Source organism: Pseudomonas sp. LB3P14 (genome assembly GCF_054898045.1).
Genome location: NZ_CM142714.1, coordinates 7,419,493 through 7,439,138, shown reverse-complemented (window position 1 = coordinate 7,439,138; position 19,646 = coordinate 7,419,493). Strand labels below are relative to the sequence as shown.

19 protein-coding genes are annotated in these 19,646 nt (G+C 58.0%); 7 read left to right on the top strand and 12 right to left on the bottom strand.

Annotation, left to right across the window (positions count from 1 at the left end; all coding sequences use genetic code 11):
- The first annotated feature begins 113 nt into the window (after positions 1 to 113).
- Positions 114 to 1,451, top strand: a complete 1,338-nt coding sequence (pabB, locus tag ACYZT5_RS34220) for an aminodeoxychorismate synthase component I (RefSeq protein WP_462049206.1) — start codon at positions 114 to 116, stop codon at positions 1,449 to 1,451.
- Positions 1,452 to 1,553: 102 nt separating this feature from the next.
- On the opposite strand, the gene thrH is transcribed toward pabB, so the two are convergent.
- The gene (thrH, locus tag ACYZT5_RS34215) at positions 1,554 to 2,171 is read right to left on the bottom strand and encodes a bifunctional phosphoserine phosphatase/homoserine phosphotransferase ThrH (protein WP_462049205.1); all 618 of its coding nucleotides are present in this window, start codon (positions 2,169 to 2,171) and stop codon (positions 1,554 to 1,556) included.
- Between the two features lie 173 nt (positions 2,172 to 2,344).
- Here thrH and ACYZT5_RS34210 point away from each other — a divergent pair, with 173 nt between their 5' ends.
- The 3 genes from ACYZT5_RS34210 to ACYZT5_RS34200 all read left to right on the top strand — a co-directional run bounded on the left by ACYZT5_RS34210 (position 2,345) and on the right by ACYZT5_RS34200 (position 5,864).
- Positions 2,345 to 3,085, top strand: a complete 741-nt coding sequence (locus ACYZT5_RS34210; RefSeq protein ID WP_008042297.1) for a phosphoadenylyl-sulfate reductase — start codon at positions 2,345 to 2,347, stop codon at positions 3,083 to 3,085.
- 451 nt (positions 3,086 to 3,536) lie between these two features.
- On the top strand, positions 3,537 to 5,078 hold the full coding sequence (locus tag ACYZT5_RS34205; RefSeq protein WP_462049204.1) for an NCS1 family nucleobase:cation symporter-1: 1,542 nt from the start codon (positions 3,537 to 3,539) through the stop codon (positions 5,076 to 5,078).
- 57 nt (positions 5,079 to 5,135) lie between these two features.
- Complete coding sequence (locus tag ACYZT5_RS34200) at positions 5,136 to 5,864, top strand: aspartate/glutamate racemase family protein (RefSeq protein ID WP_462049203.1); 729 nt, start codon at positions 5,136 to 5,138, stop codon at positions 5,862 to 5,864.
- A 132-nt stretch (positions 5,865 to 5,996) separates the two neighbouring features.
- Here ACYZT5_RS34200 and ACYZT5_RS34195 read toward each other — a convergent pair whose 3' ends face one another.
- A complete protein-coding gene (locus tag ACYZT5_RS34195) occupies positions 5,997 to 6,920 on the bottom strand; it encodes a LysR family transcriptional regulator (protein ID WP_462049202.1) in 924 nt (307 codons plus the stop codon).
- 125 nt (positions 6,921 to 7,045) lie between these two features.
- Here ACYZT5_RS34195 and ACYZT5_RS34190 point away from each other — a divergent pair, with 125 nt between their 5' ends.
- On the top strand, positions 7,046 to 7,792 hold the full coding sequence (locus tag ACYZT5_RS34190; protein WP_462049201.1) for a 3-oxoacyl-ACP reductase family protein: 747 nt from the start codon (positions 7,046 to 7,048) through the stop codon (positions 7,790 to 7,792).
- Between the two features lie 80 nt (positions 7,793 to 7,872).
- On the opposite strand, the gene ACYZT5_RS34185 is transcribed toward ACYZT5_RS34190, so the two are convergent.
- Positions 7,873 to 8,559: an HAD-IA family hydrolase gene (locus ACYZT5_RS34185; protein WP_462049200.1), complete on the bottom strand. Its 687-nt coding sequence runs from the start codon at positions 8,557 to 8,559 to the stop codon at positions 7,873 to 7,875.
- Between the two features lie 261 nt (positions 8,560 to 8,820).
- On the opposite strand from ACYZT5_RS34185, the gene ACYZT5_RS34180 reads away from it, so the two are divergent.
- Both ACYZT5_RS34180 and ACYZT5_RS34175 read left to right on the top strand, forming a co-directional pair.
- Positions 8,821 to 13,608, top strand: coding sequence for an RHS repeat-associated core domain-containing protein (locus ACYZT5_RS34180; RefSeq protein WP_462049199.1), 4,788 nt, complete (start codon positions 8,821 to 8,823; stop codon positions 13,606 to 13,608).
- Positions 13,605 to 14,036 carry a DUF6896 domain-containing protein gene (locus ACYZT5_RS34175; RefSeq protein WP_462049198.1) on the top strand — a complete coding sequence of 144 codons (432 nt, stop codon included), beginning with the start codon at positions 13,605 to 13,607 and terminating at the stop codon, positions 14,034 to 14,036. Before ACYZT5_RS34180 ends, ACYZT5_RS34175 begins: the two co-directional genes overlap by 4 nt.
- A gap of 530 nt (positions 14,037 to 14,566) precedes the next feature.
- Here ACYZT5_RS34175 and ACYZT5_RS34170 read toward each other — a convergent pair.
- From ACYZT5_RS34170 to ACYZT5_RS34130, 9 genes are all read right to left on the bottom strand, one after another.
- The gene (locus ACYZT5_RS34170; RefSeq protein ID WP_462049197.1) at positions 14,567 to 14,779 is read right to left on the bottom strand and encodes a hypothetical protein; all 213 of its coding nucleotides are present in this window, start codon (positions 14,777 to 14,779) and stop codon (positions 14,567 to 14,569) included.
- A 107-nt stretch (positions 14,780 to 14,886) separates the two neighbouring features.
- On the bottom strand, positions 14,887 to 15,075 hold the full coding sequence (locus ACYZT5_RS34165; protein WP_462049196.1) for a hypothetical protein: 189 nt from the start codon (positions 15,073 to 15,075) through the stop codon (positions 14,887 to 14,889).
- Positions 15,076 to 15,203: 128 nt separating this feature from the next.
- On the bottom strand, positions 15,204 to 15,632 hold the full coding sequence (locus ACYZT5_RS34160; RefSeq protein WP_462049195.1) for a glycine zipper domain-containing protein: 429 nt from the start codon (positions 15,630 to 15,632) through the stop codon (positions 15,204 to 15,206).
- 183 nt (positions 15,633 to 15,815) lie between these two features.
- Complete coding sequence (locus ACYZT5_RS34155) at positions 15,816 to 16,187, bottom strand: hypothetical protein (RefSeq protein WP_059404653.1); 372 nt, start codon at positions 16,185 to 16,187, stop codon at positions 15,816 to 15,818.
- 334 nt (positions 16,188 to 16,521) lie between these two features.
- The gene (locus ACYZT5_RS34150) at positions 16,522 to 16,704 is read right to left on the bottom strand and encodes a hypothetical protein (protein WP_462049194.1); all 183 of its coding nucleotides are present in this window, start codon (positions 16,702 to 16,704) and stop codon (positions 16,522 to 16,524) included.
- 144 nt (positions 16,705 to 16,848) lie between these two features.
- Positions 16,849 to 17,169 carry a YbjQ family protein gene (locus ACYZT5_RS34145; protein WP_462049193.1) on the bottom strand — a complete coding sequence of 107 codons (321 nt, stop codon included), beginning with the start codon at positions 17,167 to 17,169 and terminating at the stop codon, positions 16,849 to 16,851.
- A 34-nt stretch (positions 17,170 to 17,203) separates the two neighbouring features.
- Positions 17,204 to 18,484, bottom strand: a complete 1,281-nt coding sequence (locus ACYZT5_RS34140) for a serine hydrolase domain-containing protein (RefSeq protein WP_462052353.1) — start codon at positions 18,482 to 18,484, stop codon at positions 17,204 to 17,206.
- Between the two features lie 249 nt (positions 18,485 to 18,733).
- Positions 18,734 to 18,943 (bottom strand): hypothetical protein, encoded by a 210-nt coding sequence (locus tag ACYZT5_RS34135; RefSeq protein WP_462049192.1) that lies wholly within the window; start codon positions 18,941 to 18,943, stop codon positions 18,734 to 18,736.
- Positions 18,944 to 19,031: 88 nt separating this feature from the next.
- A complete protein-coding gene (locus ACYZT5_RS34130; protein ID WP_237886116.1) occupies positions 19,032 to 19,214 on the bottom strand; it encodes a hypothetical protein in 183 nt (60 codons plus the stop codon).
- Positions 19,215 to 19,646: the final 432 nt, after the last annotated feature.

The following is a 19,646-nucleotide window of genomic DNA, read 5'->3' as shown; positions in this document are numbered from 1 at the left end:
GTGGGAACGATCATTGGCTTTCAACCTGCCAATCCCCGACATCCCCTCTAGGAGCAATTCCCCGAGGAGACTACAATCGCCACCCCCGCCTCGATGGCTGATCTGCCCCGCCCATGTTGACCTGTTCCGTACACCCGCTCCCCTATCGCGCCAACCCCGCCGAGTACTTCGCGGCGATTCGTCATGCCCCCGGTGCCGTGCTGCTCGACAGTGGCCGGCCGACTGCCGAGCGTGGGCGTTATGACCTGCTCAGCGCCTGGCCGCTGGAACAATTGGCGGTGTTGCCTGACGAAAGTGGCAGCGATTTCCTGCAACGCCTTCGCGACAATCTGACACGACTCGGTGAAACGACGGTGCCTGTTGACCTGCCCTTCGCGGGGGGCTTGATCGGTTACCTGAGCTACGACTTCGGTCGGCATCTGGAGAATCTGCCGAGTCAGGCACAGGACGATCTGCAATTGCCCGACGCACGTTTCGGGCTGTATGACTGGGCGCTGATCAGCGATCACCAACTGAGTACAAGTCAGTTGATCTTCCACCCATCGCTGATCGACAGCGAACGTCAGCGTCTGATCGCACTGTTCAGTGAGCCTTCGACTGAAGCGCTCGAGCCTTTCAAGTTGAAGGCCCCGATGAAGGCCGACCTGAGCGCTGATGAGTATCGCCACGCGCTAGAACGCATTCAGCACTACATCCAGGCCGGTGACTGTTACCAGGTCAACTTCGCCCAGCGTTTCCGCACGCAATGCCAGGGCGATCCATGGGCTGCGTATTGCGCGCTGCGGGCGGCGTGCCCGACGCCGTTCTCCGGTTTTCAGAGCCTGCCCGACGGCGGCGCGGTGCTGAGTCTGTCGCCGGAGCGTTTCGTCAAAGTCAGTGAACGCCATGTGGAAACCCGCCCGATCAAAGGCACCCGCCCCCGTGGACTGACCGCTGCCGAAGATGCGGCAAACGCCGCCGAACTGCTGGCCAGCCCCAAGGACCGCGCGGAAAACCTGATGATCGTCGACCTGCTGCGCAACGACCTCGGCCGTACTTGCCGTATCGGTTCGGTGCGGGTGCCGGAGCTGTTCAGCCTGGAAAGCTACCCGAACGTGCATCACCTGGTGAGCAGCGTGACCGGGGAACTGGCGGATGACCGGGATGCGCTGGACCTGATCGCTGGCAGCTTCCCCGGCGGTTCGATTACCGGTGCGCCGAAGATTCGCGCAATGCAGATCATCGACGAGCTGGAGCCGACGCGTCGTGGGTTGTACTGCGGGTCTTTGCTCTATCTGGACGTGCGCGGCGAGATGGACAGCTCCATCGCGATCCGCAGTTTGCTGGTCAAGGATGGGCAGGTGTGTTGTTGGGGCGGTGGCGGAATCGTCGCGGACTCGGAGTGGCAGGCCGAGTATCAGGAATCGATCACCAAGGTGAAAGTACTGCTCGATACCTTGCAGGGCCTCTAAAAGCTTCGCGGGCAAGTCGGATCGCCGCACCGCTCGCTCCTACAGGACCGCGTAAGCCCTTGTAGGAGCGAGGCTTGCCCGCGAAGGCGTCCTCCCGGACGACTACAAACTCAACGCCCGATTCGAAGCCTTGATGAATTCCTGCTTCAAATCCGCAAAGCTGTGCACCGCCGGGAACTGCGGAAACTCGCGAATCACATTGTCCGGCGCATGGAACAGAATCCCCGCATCCGCCTCACCCAGCATCGTGGTGTCGTTGTAGGAATCCCCTGCCGCGATCACCCGGTAGTAAAGGCTCTTGAAGGCCAATACCGACTGGCGCTTGGGGTCTTTCTGACGCAATTGATAGTTCGTCACCCGCCCTGAATCGTCGGTAATCAGACGATGGCAAAGCAAGGTCGGGAAGCCCAGTTGACGCATCAGCGGCTGGGAAAACTCGTAGAACGTGTCCGACAGAATCACTACCTGAAAGCGTTCACGCAGCCAATTGACGAACTCGATGGCACCGTCCAGCGGCTGGAGCGTGGCAATCACTTGCTGAATGTCAGCGAGTTTCAGACCGTGCTCGTCGAGAATTCGCAGGCGCTGCTTCATCAGCACGTCGTAGTCGGGGATGTCCCGGGTGGTAGCCCTCAAGGATTCAATCCCGGTTTTTTCGGCGAAGGCGATCCAGATTTCCGGGACCAGTACACCTTCAAGATCCAGACAGGCAATTTCCACAAGACACTCCCATTTGTATTGATTATTGAGTCGAGCGAGCAAAAAGACTGCCGAACTCTAGCGACTCAGGCAGGCCTGCGCAACGCAGAGTGCGCGCCAACGGCTGCAGGATTTTGTTACCATCAGGGCCATATAGAGCGCCCAGCGCCACCGACCTGTAGGAAGCCGCCCTGATGAGCCCATCGTTCGATGTCGTGGAACTCGCCACGACCTATGCCAACAAATCCGCCCAGGACATCCTGAAACTTGCGTTCGCCGAGTTTGGCGATGACCTGTGGATATCTTTCAGCGGCGCCGAAGACGTGGTGCTGGTGGACATGGCCTGGAAGCTGAACAAAAACGTCAAAGTGTTCAGCCTCGACACCGGCCGCTTGCACCCTGAGACCTACCGCTTCATCGATCAGGTGCGCGAGCACTACAAGATCGACATCGAACTGGTGTCGCCGGACTACACCAAGCTCGAACCTTTTGTGAAGGAAAAAGGCCTGTTCAGTTTCTACAAGGACGGCCATGGCGAATGCTGCGGCATCCGCAAGATCGAGCCGCTTCGTCGCAAGCTCTCGGGGGTGACGGCCTGGGCGACCGGCCAGCGTCGGGATCAGAGCCCTGGAACTCGCAGCGCCGTCGCGGTGCTGGAAATCGACACCGCGTTCTCCACCCCGGAACGCACCCTGTACAAATTCAACCCGCTGGCACAAATGACCAGCGAAGAGATCTGGGGTTACATCCGCATGCTGGAGCTGCCGTACAACAGCTTGCACGAACGCGGGTTCATCAGTATCGGCTGTGAACCGTGCACCCGTCCGGTGTTGCCGAACCAGCACGAGCGCGAAGGTCGCTGGTGGTGGGAAGAAGCGACACAGAAAGAATGCGGCTTGCACGCAGGCAACATCATCAGCAAATCCAAGGCCTAATCCCTCTACAAAAATGTGTACACACGAATGTCACCATAGGTGCCATTTGTGTGTGCACTTTTCATTTCTGCGCCCCCAAAAGTTACACACTCCCGCCCTGACTTCCTCAGTCGACCTTTCGTACCCACCTCACCGAAAAATAAATACCTGTTCAATCGGTCAATTTATATCGCTTTTTTTTTCAATCGCTTATCGCCGACTGATAACAAAACGAAATGAGCGATGAATTTCATAGATCGGGATCTGGCATGGATCTGGCTTAAGTGCATACATGTTTTGTATACAATCACATCAAAACATACACACACTTTAGATCCGCAAGCCTGAAGCGCCCTATCCCGTACAGGCTGCAGATGCCCCGTAACCAATGATGCTTATTGCCCGCGACGAAGATTTGTCGAGCCAACGCTCATGCACAGTCATCGCGATGCCAAGCTCGGAGCCTGCCGGAATGCGTACTAGCCTCTCCAATAACAACATCGCGCTGGATCTGCCCTCCTTCCCACCCACTTCAACCACTCCCGACCAAACGTTTCAAGAACCCATCGTACTCAGCCCTCGCCTGCACAATAAGGACCTGGCGCCCACCAAGGCCGAAGGTCGACGCTGGGGCCGCTACAGCATCTTCGCCCTGTGGACCAATGACGTTCACAACATCGCCAATTACTCATTCGCCATCGGGCTGTACGCCCTCGGGCTGGGCGGCTGGCAAATCCTGCTGTCCCTGGGGATCGGTGCGGCGTTGGTGTATAGCTTCATGAACCTCTCCGGTTATATGGGGCAAAAGACCGGCGTGCCCTTCCCTGTCATCAGCCGGATCAGTTTCGGTATTCACGGGGCGCAGATTCCTGCATTGATCCGCGCCGTTATCGCCATCGCCTGGTTCGGGATTCAGACCTACCTGGCCTCGGTAGTCTTTCGTGTACTGCTGACAGCGGTTCATCCAGGCTTCGCTGACTACGACCACAACTCGATCCTCGGTCTATCTACCCTTGGCTGGGTGTGCTTCGTGGCGATCTGGTTCGTGCAACTGGCGATTCTCGCCTACGGCATGGAAATGGTGCGGCGCTACGAGGCGTTCGCCGGGCCGGTGATTCTGCTGACCGTTGCTGCCCTCGCCGCGTGGATGTACACCCAGGCCAACGCGACCATCGCCTGGTCGATCCGCGAACCGCTGACCGGTGGTGAGATGTGGCGCAACATCTTTGCCGGCGGTGCGTTATGGCTGTCGATCTACGGCACGCTGATCCTCAACTTCTGCGACTTCGCCCGTTCTTCGCCGTGCCGCAAGACCATCAAGGTCGGTAATTTCTGGGGCCTGCCGGTGAATATTCTGGTGTTCGCCAGCATCACCGTCCTGCTCTGTGGCGCGCAATTTCAGATCAATGGACGGATCATCGAAAGCCCGACCGAGATCATTGCCTCGATTCCCAACACCTTCTTTCTGGTGCTCGGCTGCCTGGCGTTCCTGATCGTCACCGTGGCGGTGAACATCATGGCCAACTTCGTCGCCCCGGCCTTTGTGCTGAGCAACCTGGCACCGAAGTACCTGACGTTCCGCCGCGCCGGGCTGATCAGCGCGACCATCGCGGTGCTGATCCTGCCGTGGAACCTCTACAACAGCCCGCTGGTGATCGTGTATTTCCTGTCCGGCCTTGGCGCCCTGCTCGGCCCGTTGTACGGCGTGATCATGGTCGACTACTGGCTCGTACGAAAAGGTCAGGTCAACGTGCCGCAGTTGTACAGCGAAGACCCCAACGGTGCTTATTACTACAGCCGCGGAGTCAATTTACGCGCCGTCGCGGCGTTCATTCCTGCCGCGCTGATCGCCATCGTCCTGGCACTGGTACCGGGTTTTCACGGCGTATCGGCCTTCTCCTGGCTAATTGGGGCCGGAATTGCAGGGATGCTCTACCTGATCATCGCCAAACGGCAGCCCCATTACGCAGACGTCAGCGGCGAAGCCATCGCCGTCGACAACGTCAGCCATTAATCCCTTGGCGGCCCGGCACCGTCGGGCCGCAGAACCACCCCGCTATAAGGACCTCCCATGCGAATTCTCGTGGTCAACGTCAACACCACCGAATCCATCACCCAGGCCATCGCCCGCTCGGCTCAGTCCGTGGCCGCGCCCGGCACGGAAATCATCGGCCTGACGCCCTACTTCGGTGCTGACTCCATCGAAGGCAATTTCGAAAGTTACCTGGCCGCCATCGCGGTGATGGACCGGGTGATGTCCTACGACCAACCCTTCGATGCCGTGATCCAGGCCGGTTACGGCGAGCACGGTCGCGAGGGTTTGCAGGAGCTGCTCAATGTGCCGGTGGTGGACATCACCGATGCGGCGGCCAGCACCGCCATGTTCCTCGGCCATGCCTACTCGGTGGTCACCACGCTGGACCGCACCGTGCCGCTGATCGAGGATCGCCTCAAACTGTCCGGACTCTGGGACCGTTGCGCGTCGGTACGGGCCAGTGGCCTGGCGGTACTGGAACTGGAATCCGATCCCGAGCGTGCGCTGGAGGCGATTGTTCGTCAGGCGGAATTGGCCGTGCGTGAAGACAAGGCCGAGGTGATTTGCCTGGGCTACGGCGGCATGGCCGGGCTGGATGAACAGATTCGTCAGCGCACTGGCGTGCCGGTGGTGGATGGTGTGACGGCGGCGGTGACCATTGCCGAGTCGTTGGTGCGGTTGGGATTGTCGACGTCCAAGGTGCGGACTTATGCGACGCCGCGGCCGAAAAACATCATTGGCTGGCCGGGGCGGCTTGGTCGGTAGACCGCGTTATCGTTCATCGCGGGCAAGCCACGCTCCCACAGGTTTCGCGTCGTCTACACAACAGTGGCACGCCACAAACCCTGTGGGAGCGTGGCTTGCCCGCGATGGCCGCACCTCGGTCTCAAGCCTGGCTCAAAGAGCACTAAACCGCAGCCCCAACCCCTGCTCCACAAACTGCTCAATGATGAAATCGACAAACGCCCGAGTCTTGCCCGGCAACAGTTTGTGCTCAGCGTAATAGATAGAAATGTTGCCATCGTCGACGAACCAATCGGGCAATACTCGCTGCAAGGTCCCGGCCTCCAGATAGCCCACGGCAAACGGCATGCTCACCAGCGCAATGCCCAACCCTTGGGCAGCCGTCGCGCAGGCCGCTTCCGAATCACTCATGGTCATCCGCGCCTTGAGCGTCAGCGGACTGTGCTGCTGGGTGCGACTAGTCAATTGCCAGGAGCGCACCCGACCGGTCTGTGGCGACCGAATCAGGATGCCATCGTGATGTTTGAGATCATCCGGCTCGACGATCGCCTCACGCCCCGCCAGATACTCGGCTGATGCCACCAACACCCGATGCGCCGGCGTCAGCTTGCGCGCCACCACACCCTGCGGCAGCTCGAATCCCCCGCCAATCGCCGCATCGAAACCCTGAGCGATCAGATCGACCTGACGGTTATCGAAATGCCAGTCCGGGTTGATCGCCGGAAATCGACGTAGAAACTCTCCGAGCAACGGCACGATGTACAAACGCCCGAACACCGTGCCCATGCTGACTTTCAGTGTCCCCGCCGGTCGACCCTCGGCGCTGGCCAGATTGGCCACCGCATTCTGGATCGTGTGAAGACTGGAACTCACTTCGCCGAGAAACAGATGACCCGCTTCAGTGAGCGTCAGACTGCGAGTGCTGCGCTGAAACAACCGCACACCCAGTCGCGCCTCAAGTTTGGCGACGCTCTTGCCCACCGCCGCCGGAGTCAGACTCAGGCGGCGCGCGGCTTCGGCGAAGCTGCCGACCTCGGCACTGCGCACGAAGCATTCGATACTGCTGAAGGTTTCCATAAGCGCCACTATAAACTTTTGGTTTACACAGACTATCGTAATGACCGTCTACACAGCCTGTAATCCTGCATCGATACTAGGCTCCATCAACCGAGACATCTCGCCTCGGGACTTTGGAGATCGATATGACTACTCAGAACCTCAGCGGCAAAGTGGCTTTGATTCAAGGCGGATCCCGCGGTATCGGCGCCGCTATTGTCAAACGCTTGGCTGCTGAAGGCGCGACAGTCGCCTTCACCTATGTCAGCTCAACGGCAAAAGCCGAAGAATTGCAAAACAGCATCACCGGTAACGGCGGCAAAGCCCTCGCCATCAAGGCTGACAGCGCCGACGCCAAGGCCCTCCGCAACGCCGTGACCGCCACCGTCGAAACCTTTGGTCGCCTGGACATCCTGGTCAACAACGCTGGCGTACTGGCTGTTGCACCGTTGGAAGACTTCAAACTCGAAGACTTCGACCAGACACTCGCGATCAACGTGCGCAGCGTATTCATCGCCACCCAGGCCGCTGCCAAACACATGACTGAAGGCGGTCGCATCATCAACATCGGCAGCACCAACGCTGACCGCATGCCCTTCGCCGGTGGCGGCCCCTACGCCATGAGCAAATCGGCACTGGTCGGCCTGACCAAAGGCCTGGCGCGCGACCTCGGCCCGCGCGGAATCACCATCAACAACGTGCAACCGGGCCCGGTCGACACTGACATGAACCCGGCCAGTGGTGAATTCGCCGAAAGCCTGATCCCGTTGATGGCGGTGGGTCGGTACGGCAAAGCGGAAGAAATCGCCAGTTTCGTCGCCTACCTCGTCGGCCCCGAAGCCGGCTACATCACCGGGGCCAGCCTGACCATCGACGGTGGTTTCGGCGCCTGATAAACGGCTCGTTTGAAACAAAAACGCCGGCAACCCTTATCAGGTTGCCGGCGTTTTTTTGCGCGTAGTTTTAGGCCCATTCAAAGCGCCGGCAGGCCGAAGGCGCTCGGTTTGAACGCCGTCAGCGTACGAAGAATGCCATCGGCGTGTGCGTATTTTTCGTCAGCCATCGCCGCATCCGGGATCGCAATCGCGGTCATCCCCGCCGCTTTCGCCGCTGTGACACCGAACGGCGAATCCTCGAACACCAGGCAATCCTCGGGCGCGACACCCAGGCGCCGCGCCGCCGTGAGGAAGATGTCCGGCGCCGGTTTGGCCGCGCCGACTTCAGGATCATCGGCCGTCACGATGAAATCGAACAGCGCGAACCAGTCGCGGTGCAAGGTGGTTTTCTGGCCGAACGACTGACGCGAAGAACTGGTGCCCACCGCGATCGGAATGTTGTTGGCCTTCAAGTGCCGAACCAGTTCCTGTGCGCCCGGCATCGCCAGCGCCGTAGGAAAACGCTCGCGCATTAGCGGTTCGCGGATCACCAGAAACTCTTCGGCGGTGATCGGCAGGTCCAGCGCCTCGACCACATAACGCGCCAGATCGCCCGCGCCACGGCCGATGATGTTCTGTTTGACGCTCCAGTCGAAGACCCGACCGTAACGCGCGGCAATCATGGACGTGACCTCGGTGTAAATGCCCTCGGTGTCCAGCAACAAGCCGTCCATATCGAAAATCACGGCCTTGATCGGGCCGAATTCATTCAGCGGTGCATTCATCGCATCTGATCCGTTTTCTAATGACATCCCAGAGGCGGCTCAGGTACGGCCGGGTCCGCGATCGATTAAAGGATTCAGCAGCATAGCGAGCGCGACTGGCATAGGGCAACGGGCAATGTCTGATCGGTACTAAAACCTGCGCCGAAGTGCTGCGTCATTTAGCGATTCCCCCTACACCAAACACCTACTTTCCCGACTTCTTTCCACGCCGATCCCCCGCAAAGTCCCGCGTTCTGAATTGATCCGCGCGAGAGACTGTGAATGTTCGTACCTGACAAGGTCCTGGCCTTGAATAACACCATCGGGCTGCTGGTGGTCGCCGCCATGAACCCTGAGAAGCCGGACGTCGAAGCGCTGCTCGGTGATTTTCGGCTGTGTCTCAATGACTACGACGCCTGGACTGAAAGTTTCTGGACCGGCAGGGCATTGGATGTCGAGCAGGTGTTCAAGGTCGGCAACGAAGTCCGTCTTAGCGCGCCGACGAATTCCACCACGCCAGTCAGTTCGACAGTCGTCGCCTGTCCGACCAGCGGTCCGTTGACCCTGGTGCATATGTTTGAGGCTGCGCGTTTCGTGCCGATCGGCAATACGCCAGTCATGCTTGAGCCGTTGATCTCTGAAGGCACGTTTGGCGAGCCGGTCTACCACGAGATTGGCCCCAGCGGCATCCTGGAAATCCCCGATTGCCAGCGCAGCCTGCGTTATCGCATCACCTTCTTTCCGAATGTTTCCAAGGCTCATGTCAAAGCGCTGTACGACTCGTATCAGGGCGTGATCGGCGAACTGGAAGGCTGGCTGCGCAACGAGTGGACCACCGAGTTCCAACCGCTGTGGGCAGAGTTTTCCGAGGCCGGTTTCACCAAACGCTACGGCATGCTGCAACAGGCTGATTGGCGCGGTTTCGAGAACTCGCTGAACGGTTTGTGGGATGACGTGAAGCAGGTCTACGCCTTGATCGCGGACCTGCAAGCCAATAGCGAAAAGCTCCTTGAGTACCTGACCGAGGTCGAACTTAAAGCGCTGCTGGACGCTTCGGCCGAGACCATTGCCAATGTGTTGCTGATGTTGAGCGACGAGCCGTTGATGTTCATTCATCTCGCGGCGATCACCAGTTGGCTGAGGATGTTGCCGCCGCAGCATATCGCTGAGGTCGTGGCGGAAATTCGGACAGGAATACTGATCGGATTGCTGTTGGCGCGCTTCACCGGTTCTACAGGACTGAAACTTGGCATAAGCGCCAAGGTGCTGAACAAGGTCAAGTCGGAGCGAGCACGGAACTGGCTGGCGGCCGCGAGTTTGCGGCTGGCCGAACTGAACGCCAAGTCCGACCTGACAGCCCACGCTGGCGTACTCAAACCCCTCGCAGTCAGCGCCCGGAATGTTCCGCTGAACCCCGCACCCGCAGTGTCACTGCAGATCAGCGCGGGGGCTGCACCGGTTGTGCTGGTAAAGAACCCGGTCGCAATCGCTCGCGACAAGTCTGAGGCCATGACCCGCCTGGTTCGTCAGGAACACCGCGACGATGCTCCCGATCAGGCGAAAAACCCCAACGGCGACAGCGCCGATTGCGGACCGTTGACCTGTACCAATGGCTGTCCGGTATCGATGGTCACGGGCGAAGAACTGCTCACCCTCACCGACGGTTCGCTGGACGGGATTTTGCCGTTCGACTTCACCCGGCTCTATCGCACCAGTGCGGTGGAGATCGATTGTGGACTCGGATTCGGCTGGAGTCATTCCCTCGCACATCGGCTGGACATCGATGAAGCACAGGTTGTCTGGACCGACCACGAAAACCGTCGTACGACTTTTCCTTTTCCGAGTGTCGAGCGCCCGGCGATTCATAACAGCCTGTCGCGGGCAGCGATTTATCTGGGACACGAGCCGGAAGAGCTGGTCCTTGCATTGGCTGGCGAGACAGCGCGGTTTTACCACTTTCGTACAGGGCGACTGACGGCCATCAGCGATGCCTATGGCAATCGGCTGATGGTGCAGCGGGACACTTCTGACAGGATCAATCGCCTCGACAACGGCGCCGGGCGTTCCCTGCTGTTGCGCTATGACCGCCGACACATCGTTGCCGTCGAGTATCAGAGTTTTCATCCGGCCGACACCCTGGAAGACGCCTGGCGTACCGAGCAAACACTGGTTGCCTACCGCTACGACGCTTGTCAGCGCTTGATCGAAGCGACCAATGCCGCCGGCGAAAGCGAACGCTACGACTACGACGAGCAGCACGTGATTCTGCAACGGCAATTGGCCGGCGGAGCAAGTTTCTACTGGGAGTGGGAGCGTGCCGGCAAAGCGGCCCGGTGCGTGCGGCATTGGGCGACTTTCTCGCAAATGGACACACGCTATGTCTGGGATGACAACGGCAGTGTGGTGGTTAACAACGCCGACGGCAGCGAGGAGATTTACGAGCACGACGAACAGGCGCGACTGGTGCGTCGGGTCGAACCCAATGGCGCAGAACACCTTAAGGCCTACGACGACAAAGGCCGGTTGCTGACCGAACAGGATCCGTTGGGGGCAATTACCCAATACCGCTACGACGAGATCGGGCGGCTGATTGCCCTGATCCCACCCGAAGACGAGCCGACGTCCTACGAATATCGCAATGGTTTCCTGCACGCGCGGTATCGCGGCAAAGCGGTATGGAAGTATCAGCGCAATGTTCAGGGTGACGTCACGCAAGCAACCGATCCTGATGGTCATGTCACTCACTATCGCTACGACGCTCAAGGACGGGTGCTGTCGGTCCGTTATCCAGACAACAGTCGGCATGTCTTCGGGTGGAATGCATTAGGACAGCTGCTCGAAGAAACGTTACCGGACGGTGGTCAGCGGCGGTTTTCCTACGACGCTTTGGGTCGGCAGATTACCCGTCAGGACGAACACGGCGCTGTCACTCACTACCAATGGGACGCTGTCGGGCGTCTGATCCAGACGATTCTTCCCACGGGCGCCAGCCGCGCGTTCAGCTACAACGCCTACGGCAAGATCACCGCCGAACGCAATGAACTGGGGCACGTCACCCGTTTTGAGTACGACGATGACCTGCATCTGGTCAGTCGCCGGATCAACCCTGACGGAACGCAACTGCGTTATCGCTACGACAACGCCCAGCTACTGCTGACGGAAATCGAAAATGAATCCGGCGAACACTATCGACTGGACTACACACCCAACGGATTGATCCGACAGGAAACCGGCTTCGATGGCCGACGCACGGCGTATGCCTACGACCTCAACGGCCACTTGCTGGAGAAAATCGAGTTCGGCGATGACGGCTCACAGCTGTTCACGAGTTACCAACGGGATTCGGCTGGACGACTGCTGGTCAAAAACCTGCCCGATGGCGTCAACGTCGAGTATCGCTATGACAGCCTCGGCCGGTTGGTCAGCGTCGATGACAGCAACGATCACCCGCTGGAGTTCGAGTACGACCAACAGAATCGCCTGATCACCGAGCATCAGGGTTGGGGCACTTTGCGCTATGGCTACGACGCCTGCGGCCAGCTCAACCACCTGCGCCTGCCGGACAACAGCAAACTCGATTACCACCACGCCAAGGGCGGTGCGCTGACGGCGATCGACCTCAACGGCGCCCGACTCACCACCCACCACTTAGCCTTCGGCCGCGAACAGCAACGCGAGCAAGGCCTGTTGCTCAGCGAATATGCCTACGACAATCAGGGTCGCCTGAAGGCCCACGCCGTCAGCCAACAGCAACAACCGCTGTATCGCCGCGACTATGCCTACAGCGCCAACGGCAATCTCGACAGCATCGCCGACAGCCGTCACGGCCAACGCAGCTACCAATACGATCCCCTCGACCGCCTGATCCGCGTGCGCCACACCCGCGACCAACAGCCCGAAACCTTCGCCCATGACCCGGCCGGCAACCTGGTGGTGCAGGATCGTCCAGGCCCGACCACCGTCAAAGGCAATCGCCTATTGATACAAGGCGACCGCCATTACGATTACGACGCCTTTGGCAACCTGATCCGCGAGCGCCGCGGCACCGCACAAAAACTCGTCACCGAATACCGCTACGACTGCCAGCACCAATTAATAGGCGTCACGTTGCCGGATGGACGTTGTGCCAGTTATCGCTACGACGCCTTCGGCCGCCGCATCGCCAAAACCGTCGACGGCAACACCACTGAATTTTTCTGGCAGGGCGACAACCTCGTCGCTGAAAGCAGCAAGGAACACCACCGCAGCTACCTCTACGAACCCGGTACTTTCCGTCCACTCGCCATGCTCGACGGCAAAGGCCCACGCCAGGCTTGTCCGTTCTACTACCAACTCGACCACCTCGGTACGCCACAAGAACTCACCGACTACAGCGGCGACATCATCTGGGCCGCCCGATACACAGCGTATGGCCCCCTGACCCGCCTCAACCGCGACACCCATCAGGTGCTTGATCAGCCATTGAGGTTTCAGGGGCAGTATTTCGATGCGGAAACGGGCCTGCATTACAACCGGCATCGCTACTACAATCCGGATGTTGGACGGTATCTGACGCCGGATCCGAGTAGGTTAGCGGGTGGGTTAAACGGGTATCAGTACACGCGGAATCCTACGGGATGGGTTGATCCGTTGGGGTTGAGTGAGTGTCCTGGGGGGGATGGGTGTAAGAGGCCGGCGTTTGGGGATGAGGATCCGGCGGGGACGGCTAAGGTTGATGAGGGTGAGCCAGATCTGCCTTCCCTGATACATGACGTTGACCCAAGCAGTTTATTTAGAACGCATTCGTTGTCTGGTAAAGGTTCAACTAAGCGTGTAGAAAATATCGCGAAGGATATGCGTGAAACTGGTTTCGACACGGCTTTCCCGATAGATGTCGCCGAAAATGACGGCAAGCTCTATATCCTTGATGGACATCACCGTGCTACAGCAGCAAGGCAGACATCAACAAGAGTGATCATTAAACTTGTGAGAGATATCGCGGGCCATAGAGGAACTCTGAACAATATTGATGACGTTATAGAGTCCGCAAGCAACGTTGGGCATGACAGGCTGGAGCATCGAAGAAGATGAACTACAGGAACGAGAGTCTTGAGCAACTCATATTCGACTTTCTTTCGATGGTCGATAAAGCCACCTCTTTGCTCGAAGAAAAATTCGGCACTCGATGCATTCTAAGACTGTGGCGCACCAATAAAATAGAGCGGTGTGGAACCGTGGCTGGCGACATAACATATGAGTTACACGGAGTTGGCTGTGCTGTTTATTTTCCTGATCTCTGTATAGATTTTGACTACGGACCTGAAGGCAGGACAGACGGCTTTGATGTTTGGAGACTTTATATTTTTGCTTGCGAACTGCCATTAAAATATAAAAAATATACTGACAAAGCCGTTTTAGAGACTGAATTCAAACAATACATCGCCCTAGGTAAAGTTGAAAAAATGTCAAATTCCACAGGCGAGCTTTATTTCTTTAAGAACAACGTTATTTCTAAATAATTGACTAGATATTCGGGGTCCTGTTGAGAAATCCGACTCCTAGCATGGAGTGCTAGGGGTCAAGTGTTTTAACCACCCGATCCACTCGTATCAGCTTTCCCCGTCCCTCCTCCCGAACTCCCACTCATCCCGGAACTCCCCGAACTACCGGATCCTCCAGACCCACTCCCAGAACCACTCCCCATCGAACTTCCACCACTTCTCGCCTCGCTTCCCGCCTCCGGGCTGGTGCCACTCCCGTTTGCATCACCACCATTCCCACCGTCAATGGTGCCAGGCGGCGGTGCATTTCCGTCCGCAGAGCCCGCATTCATTTCAGAGTACGGCGGCATCCCGCCCTTATCCACAGGTGCCTCGGTGCCGGAGGACTGAGCAAACGCCGACATTGAGCTGGCCGACAACACGCCGATCACCGTCAGGGCCGTCAATTTTGACCTGATCATGGTGCATCTCCTTTAAAGGGTGCGTACCTGAATTCTGGCAGCGATCACTTTTTAAAGGTGCCGCACAATCGACGAGCGGCGATGCGTTCAGCTCGGTTCGTTTGAGCAGTCATCACCGGCAATGTCTGGATCTTCAGGGTCAGCTTCCACGTCCCCTCGCTTCACGTCATCAGACGGCAATTGCTCCACAGCAGTGTCGTCATCAGGCGGACGCTGGTCTCGACTCAAAGAATCGGTCGGTGAAGGCAACGGATATTCGGGGGTATCGTCGATGTCGGAGTCTTTCGGATCAGCGTTCATAAAGCACCTCTCGAGGGGCCTGAAAAGCAGGCCCTGACATTTCGAGGATTGCGCCATGCAGGCGTTCGATCAGAGAGACGATCGGTCGAGTCTGTCGCAAAGCATGGTTAATCGTCGTCCTGGTCCTCTTCCTCGTCTTCGAACTCGATGTTTCCGACATCGCCTGCATCATCGGAATCGTTGAGCGGCACCGTTGCGTCATCCATCAGCGAGCCAGGGTCCTCGTTACCGGGATCGTTAATGAACGGAAGCCCGCTCGGGCCTTTCTCTTCCTTGCCTTCGGTTTCAGGAGTCATGGCATGCCTCACAACGTTCTGGGGTGTATGAAGTTCGAGGCGACCTACGACCAAACGTTCCAGAGTTCTACCACCAGAAATGAAAAACCCGGCACTGGGCCGGGTTTCTGGTGTAGCTCGATGTCGAATCAGTGATGTTTGTTTCTGTGCTTATTTTTATGCTTATGCTTGTGGCCGCTACCGGAGTGCGAACTGCCGCTGTCGCTACCCAAGTTGTTGCCGACTGCCCCACCCGCCGCGCCGCCCAGACCTGCGCCAATGGTCGAACCGGTAGAACCGCCGAGGCTATTGCCGATCACCGAGCCACCAGCCGACCCCAAACCGCCACCAATCGCCGCTTCTGTGCGACTGCCTTTCTTCGCGCCGACCGCGCTACCTGCCGCGCCACCCACACCGGCGCCAATCGCTGCACCCGTGCTGCCGCCCATTTGCTGGCCGACCACGTTACCGAGCGCACCGCCAATACCACCGCCCACTGCAGCAGTGCCGTCACCGGCTGCCATTGCACCTTGAGCGACCAAAAGTCCCAGAACCAACGTGGACAATGTCAAACGCATGATATGAACCTCTAAATTCCGTATCGGGGGTAAGAGAACGCGTTACGGATGGCAGGAGTCTAGCTTTTTCCCCACGCCAGCGCTGACCGTTGGACAGCGGTAGACCCGAAGAGTGTGAAGAAGAAACATCCGGATACGAAAAGCCCGGCATCAAGCCGGGCGTTTTAAACTTATCGATCAGGATCAGTGACGCTTGTGACCTTTGGCCAGGTTGCTGCCCACGCCGCCGCCCAATGCGCCGCCCAAGCCTGCGCCGATGGTGGAACCGGTCTTGCCACCGAGGCTGTTGCCGATCACCGAACCGCCGGCCGCGCCGACACCCCCACCAATGGCTGCTTTAGTGCGGCTGCCTTTGCGTGCGGCAACAGCGCTGCCGGCCGCGCCCGCGACACCAGCACCAATCGCTGCACCGGTGCTGCCGCCCATACTCTGGCCGACCACATTACCCAGCGCGCCACCCAAACCACCACCGATCGCGGCAGTGCCATCACCAGCAGCCATCGCACCTTGAGCAACCAAAAGCCCCAGAACCAAAGCAGGCAGTGTTAAACGCATGACAAGAACCTCAAAAAAAGGGGGTAACCGAAAGGGGCGAGATTGAATGCTTTAGAGGAGCAAAAGTCCAGACACGCACAGGTTCAACCTCGCTATAGGCGACGGTTGGACAGCGTTTATAGAAAAGGTTTTATGACAGGCAAAAAAAAGCCCGCTGGGGAACGGGCCAGGTACTGCTTTCTAACGGATGAGTTGAGCCTACGTAGGCAGGTGTGAAAAGTTTGTGAAAAAAAATTACCAACAGCCAGTTATGTACCTGTTGTCCAAATCCCAAGAGCCAACGTCATGAAAATGAAAACCCCGCTCAATGGCGGGGGGGCTGTACAGTTGATAGTTACTTCCTGGTACGCACCTTGGGCATAAACTTCGACTTGGGCCCTCGGCGCACCGCAGCTTTCAATTTGTTGTTTTGAACCGGGTCTTCACCAAAGCCTGCCACATACTCCGTTTGGCCACACTGAACGCAATTGTTGATCGGAAACTCTGCCCCTTCCTCTTCGATATACGGATCAGTCATACCTTTCCCCTCTCAAAAGGGTCGATACCGGCAAGCCCTATTTGCCTAAAAAATACCGACCACCCAGGATTCTGAGACTAGTCGGTCATTACCGGACTTGTGATTCAGATTGTTGCATGCCCGACGAATGGCCCCTTGCCTCACTCACCTCAGCTTGACCGCCGTCCCGGTCACAAACACCACCACCATTCCGCCCTTCCCGGCCGGCATGCTGATCTCAAAATCAAGCCCCACCACCGCATCGGCCTGAAGTGCCCGCGCCCGCTCCTTGAGCTCGTCGGTAGCCTGAATCCGTGCTTCCTTCAACGCACGCTCCAATGTCTGAGAGCGCCCACCGAAAAAATCCCGCATCCCGGCGAACATATCGCGGATAACGTTGACACCCTGCACCGACTCGGCACTGACGATGTCCAGATAGGCGGTGATTTGCCGGCCTTCGATGGTGTGGGTTGTGGTGGTGATCATTAAATTTCCTTCTTCATGGCCCAGGGCTATTTACTCAAGGCAACCTGGACAGATGTTGAGCCAACGCATCAAACGCCGGCAAGGTGACCGGATCGTTAGCCGAATTACTGGCGACCGGATGGGAGGCGTAGCGAACAATCACCATCTCGGCTTTCGGGTCGACATAGATGCGTTGTCCATGGACCCCGCGCGCCATGAAGGCTCCGCCCTCTTTGTTCGTCACCCACCACATCGAACGGTAGCTCCACCCCTTCAACAAATCGTAACCCGCCTGGGCGAATGCCCGTTTATCGCCACCACGACGGATGTCATCAACCACCGCTTTGGGCACGATTTGCTGACCGTTGAACGTGCCGTCATTGCGCAACATCTCGCCAAACCGTGCCAGGTCACGCAAGCCCGTGTTCAAGCCGCCGCCGGCAAACGGGGTGCCAATGGAGTCCACGGTGAAATAGGCGTCCTGCTCAGCACCCAAACGACTCCAGATACGTTCCGACAACAACTGTGCGACGTTGCGGCCGGTCACTCGAGCGATGACCCAACCCAGCACATCGGTGTTGACGGTCTTGTAGCCGAACGCACTACCGTGCTCGCCTTGCTGTTGAACAGTCTGCAAAAACTCGTAGTAACTTCGCGGACCGGTGTAGTCCTTTGGCTTGGGCAAAGGGCTGCCAGCTTTTGCATGAGCCCAGACTTCGGCGTTCGGGTCGGCGTAGTCCTCGCTGTACTTGAGGCCGGTCGTCATATCGAGGACCTGGCGCACCGTGGCGCTGCCAAACGCAGAAGCCGCCAGTTCAGGGACGTAATCGGCGACGTGCTTGTTCGCATCGATTCGCCCTTCAGCCACTAACATCGCCCCTAACGTGCCGACTACGGACTTGGTCACCGACATTGCCGCGTGCTGGCCTTCAGGTTTCAGCACGCCAAAGTAACGTTCGTAGACCACCTTCCCGCGATGCATCACCACAATCCCGTCGGTGTAGGTGACCACGAGGGATTGATCCCACGTCATCGGAGCCTTAGCGCCAAGCGGGACGAAGCTGATCGCATCGATGTCTTTACGCAGCGCAGATACCAATGGAACCGGTGCGCCCAGCCCCCGTGAAACGTTGATCGTTGGCATCAGTTGACGGAAGTTCGAGACACTCCAGCGCATCGCCGGGAACTGGAAATAGCTGCCATCTTCGAAACGCACGGAGCGATCTGCCGGTGGTGGCGAACCTACCATCCAGCCTAGTTTTGCGGGATCGCTGGCTTCGGCGTCGGGGAAGGTTGTGGCGGTGGATGCGCTGGCGAGGGATGACATCAAGCACATCAACAGGACGGTCACAGGTTTGGCAATGCGACGGGAAGTGGCGTGAGGGGTAGGCACGAGGTCGATTCCGTTCGAGGGGTTTTGCCAGTCTAACAGGTGGACGGAACTCGCTTGAAGACCGGACTTCTGGAGGAATTGAATAGGTCGACGCGCCCTCAAATCCAGAACAATGGCTTAATAATCCGGAAAATCGTACTGGCGAACTAGAGCCCCTGTAACGATGAGCCTCGCGCATGCACCGAATCATGACTACCGGTCATTCATAAGCTCGGCAACCCCACGCGTGATGAATACCAAATTCTCATCAAGTGTCGTCAAGGAGTTGCGAACACTGACTGCTACGTCGGCCGAGCCACGCTGTTCGACAAAGATCGATAGCTGTTCCACAGCCGCGGCTATGGCGAGTTGGTTTTCGTTGAGCTTGAAGATCAGGGACGGAATGAGGTCGTTTGTTGGCATGGCTGAGCCCTCCTTTGAGTCAAGAAAGCATAGCAGCGGACAAAAAAAGCCCGGTGGACAATCAAATCTCAATCACCGGTCCGGGGGATCAGAGCAGCTTGATCAACACTGCGGTAACAGTGGCGACCGTACCGATCAGGCCAATAGCAACGGCCACCGGATACCAAAAAGTTTCACGGGTCATCTTGCCGGCCTCGGCGTTCAGCTTGCGTTGCTCAGCGAGCAGCTTGACGATCTCCACATGAACCTTTTCCAGCTCTGCCTGTTTCATGGTCATTTCCTGCATAACGTGCGTACGTCCGTTCCGGATAATGGGGGGCGTCATGTGCACTGCCCTTTGATTCATTTTGTACCCTGGAGGCGCAAATCGAATACCCCTTCCCGAGATGGCTCGTGAGAGCTGCTGAAACCCATGGAAGCACCCAACCGCCTGGCTTTCCAGCATAAATTCCCACACGCCTATCACTTGTCCTACATCATTTTCAGACACGCCTTCGCTGATACGCCTGGGCCAACAGCGGTGCCATGCTTGAAATTGAGACACCAGAAACCACAAAACCCCTGACTTCTCTCGAAATCAGGGGTTTTGCTTACATCGAATTTGGCGGTGAAGGAGAGATTCGAACTAAACCCCCCTTTCGACCAACATGACCAGTATTACGGGGCTTTCAGCGTGCATAGTAGTACAATTGAGTAGTACAAT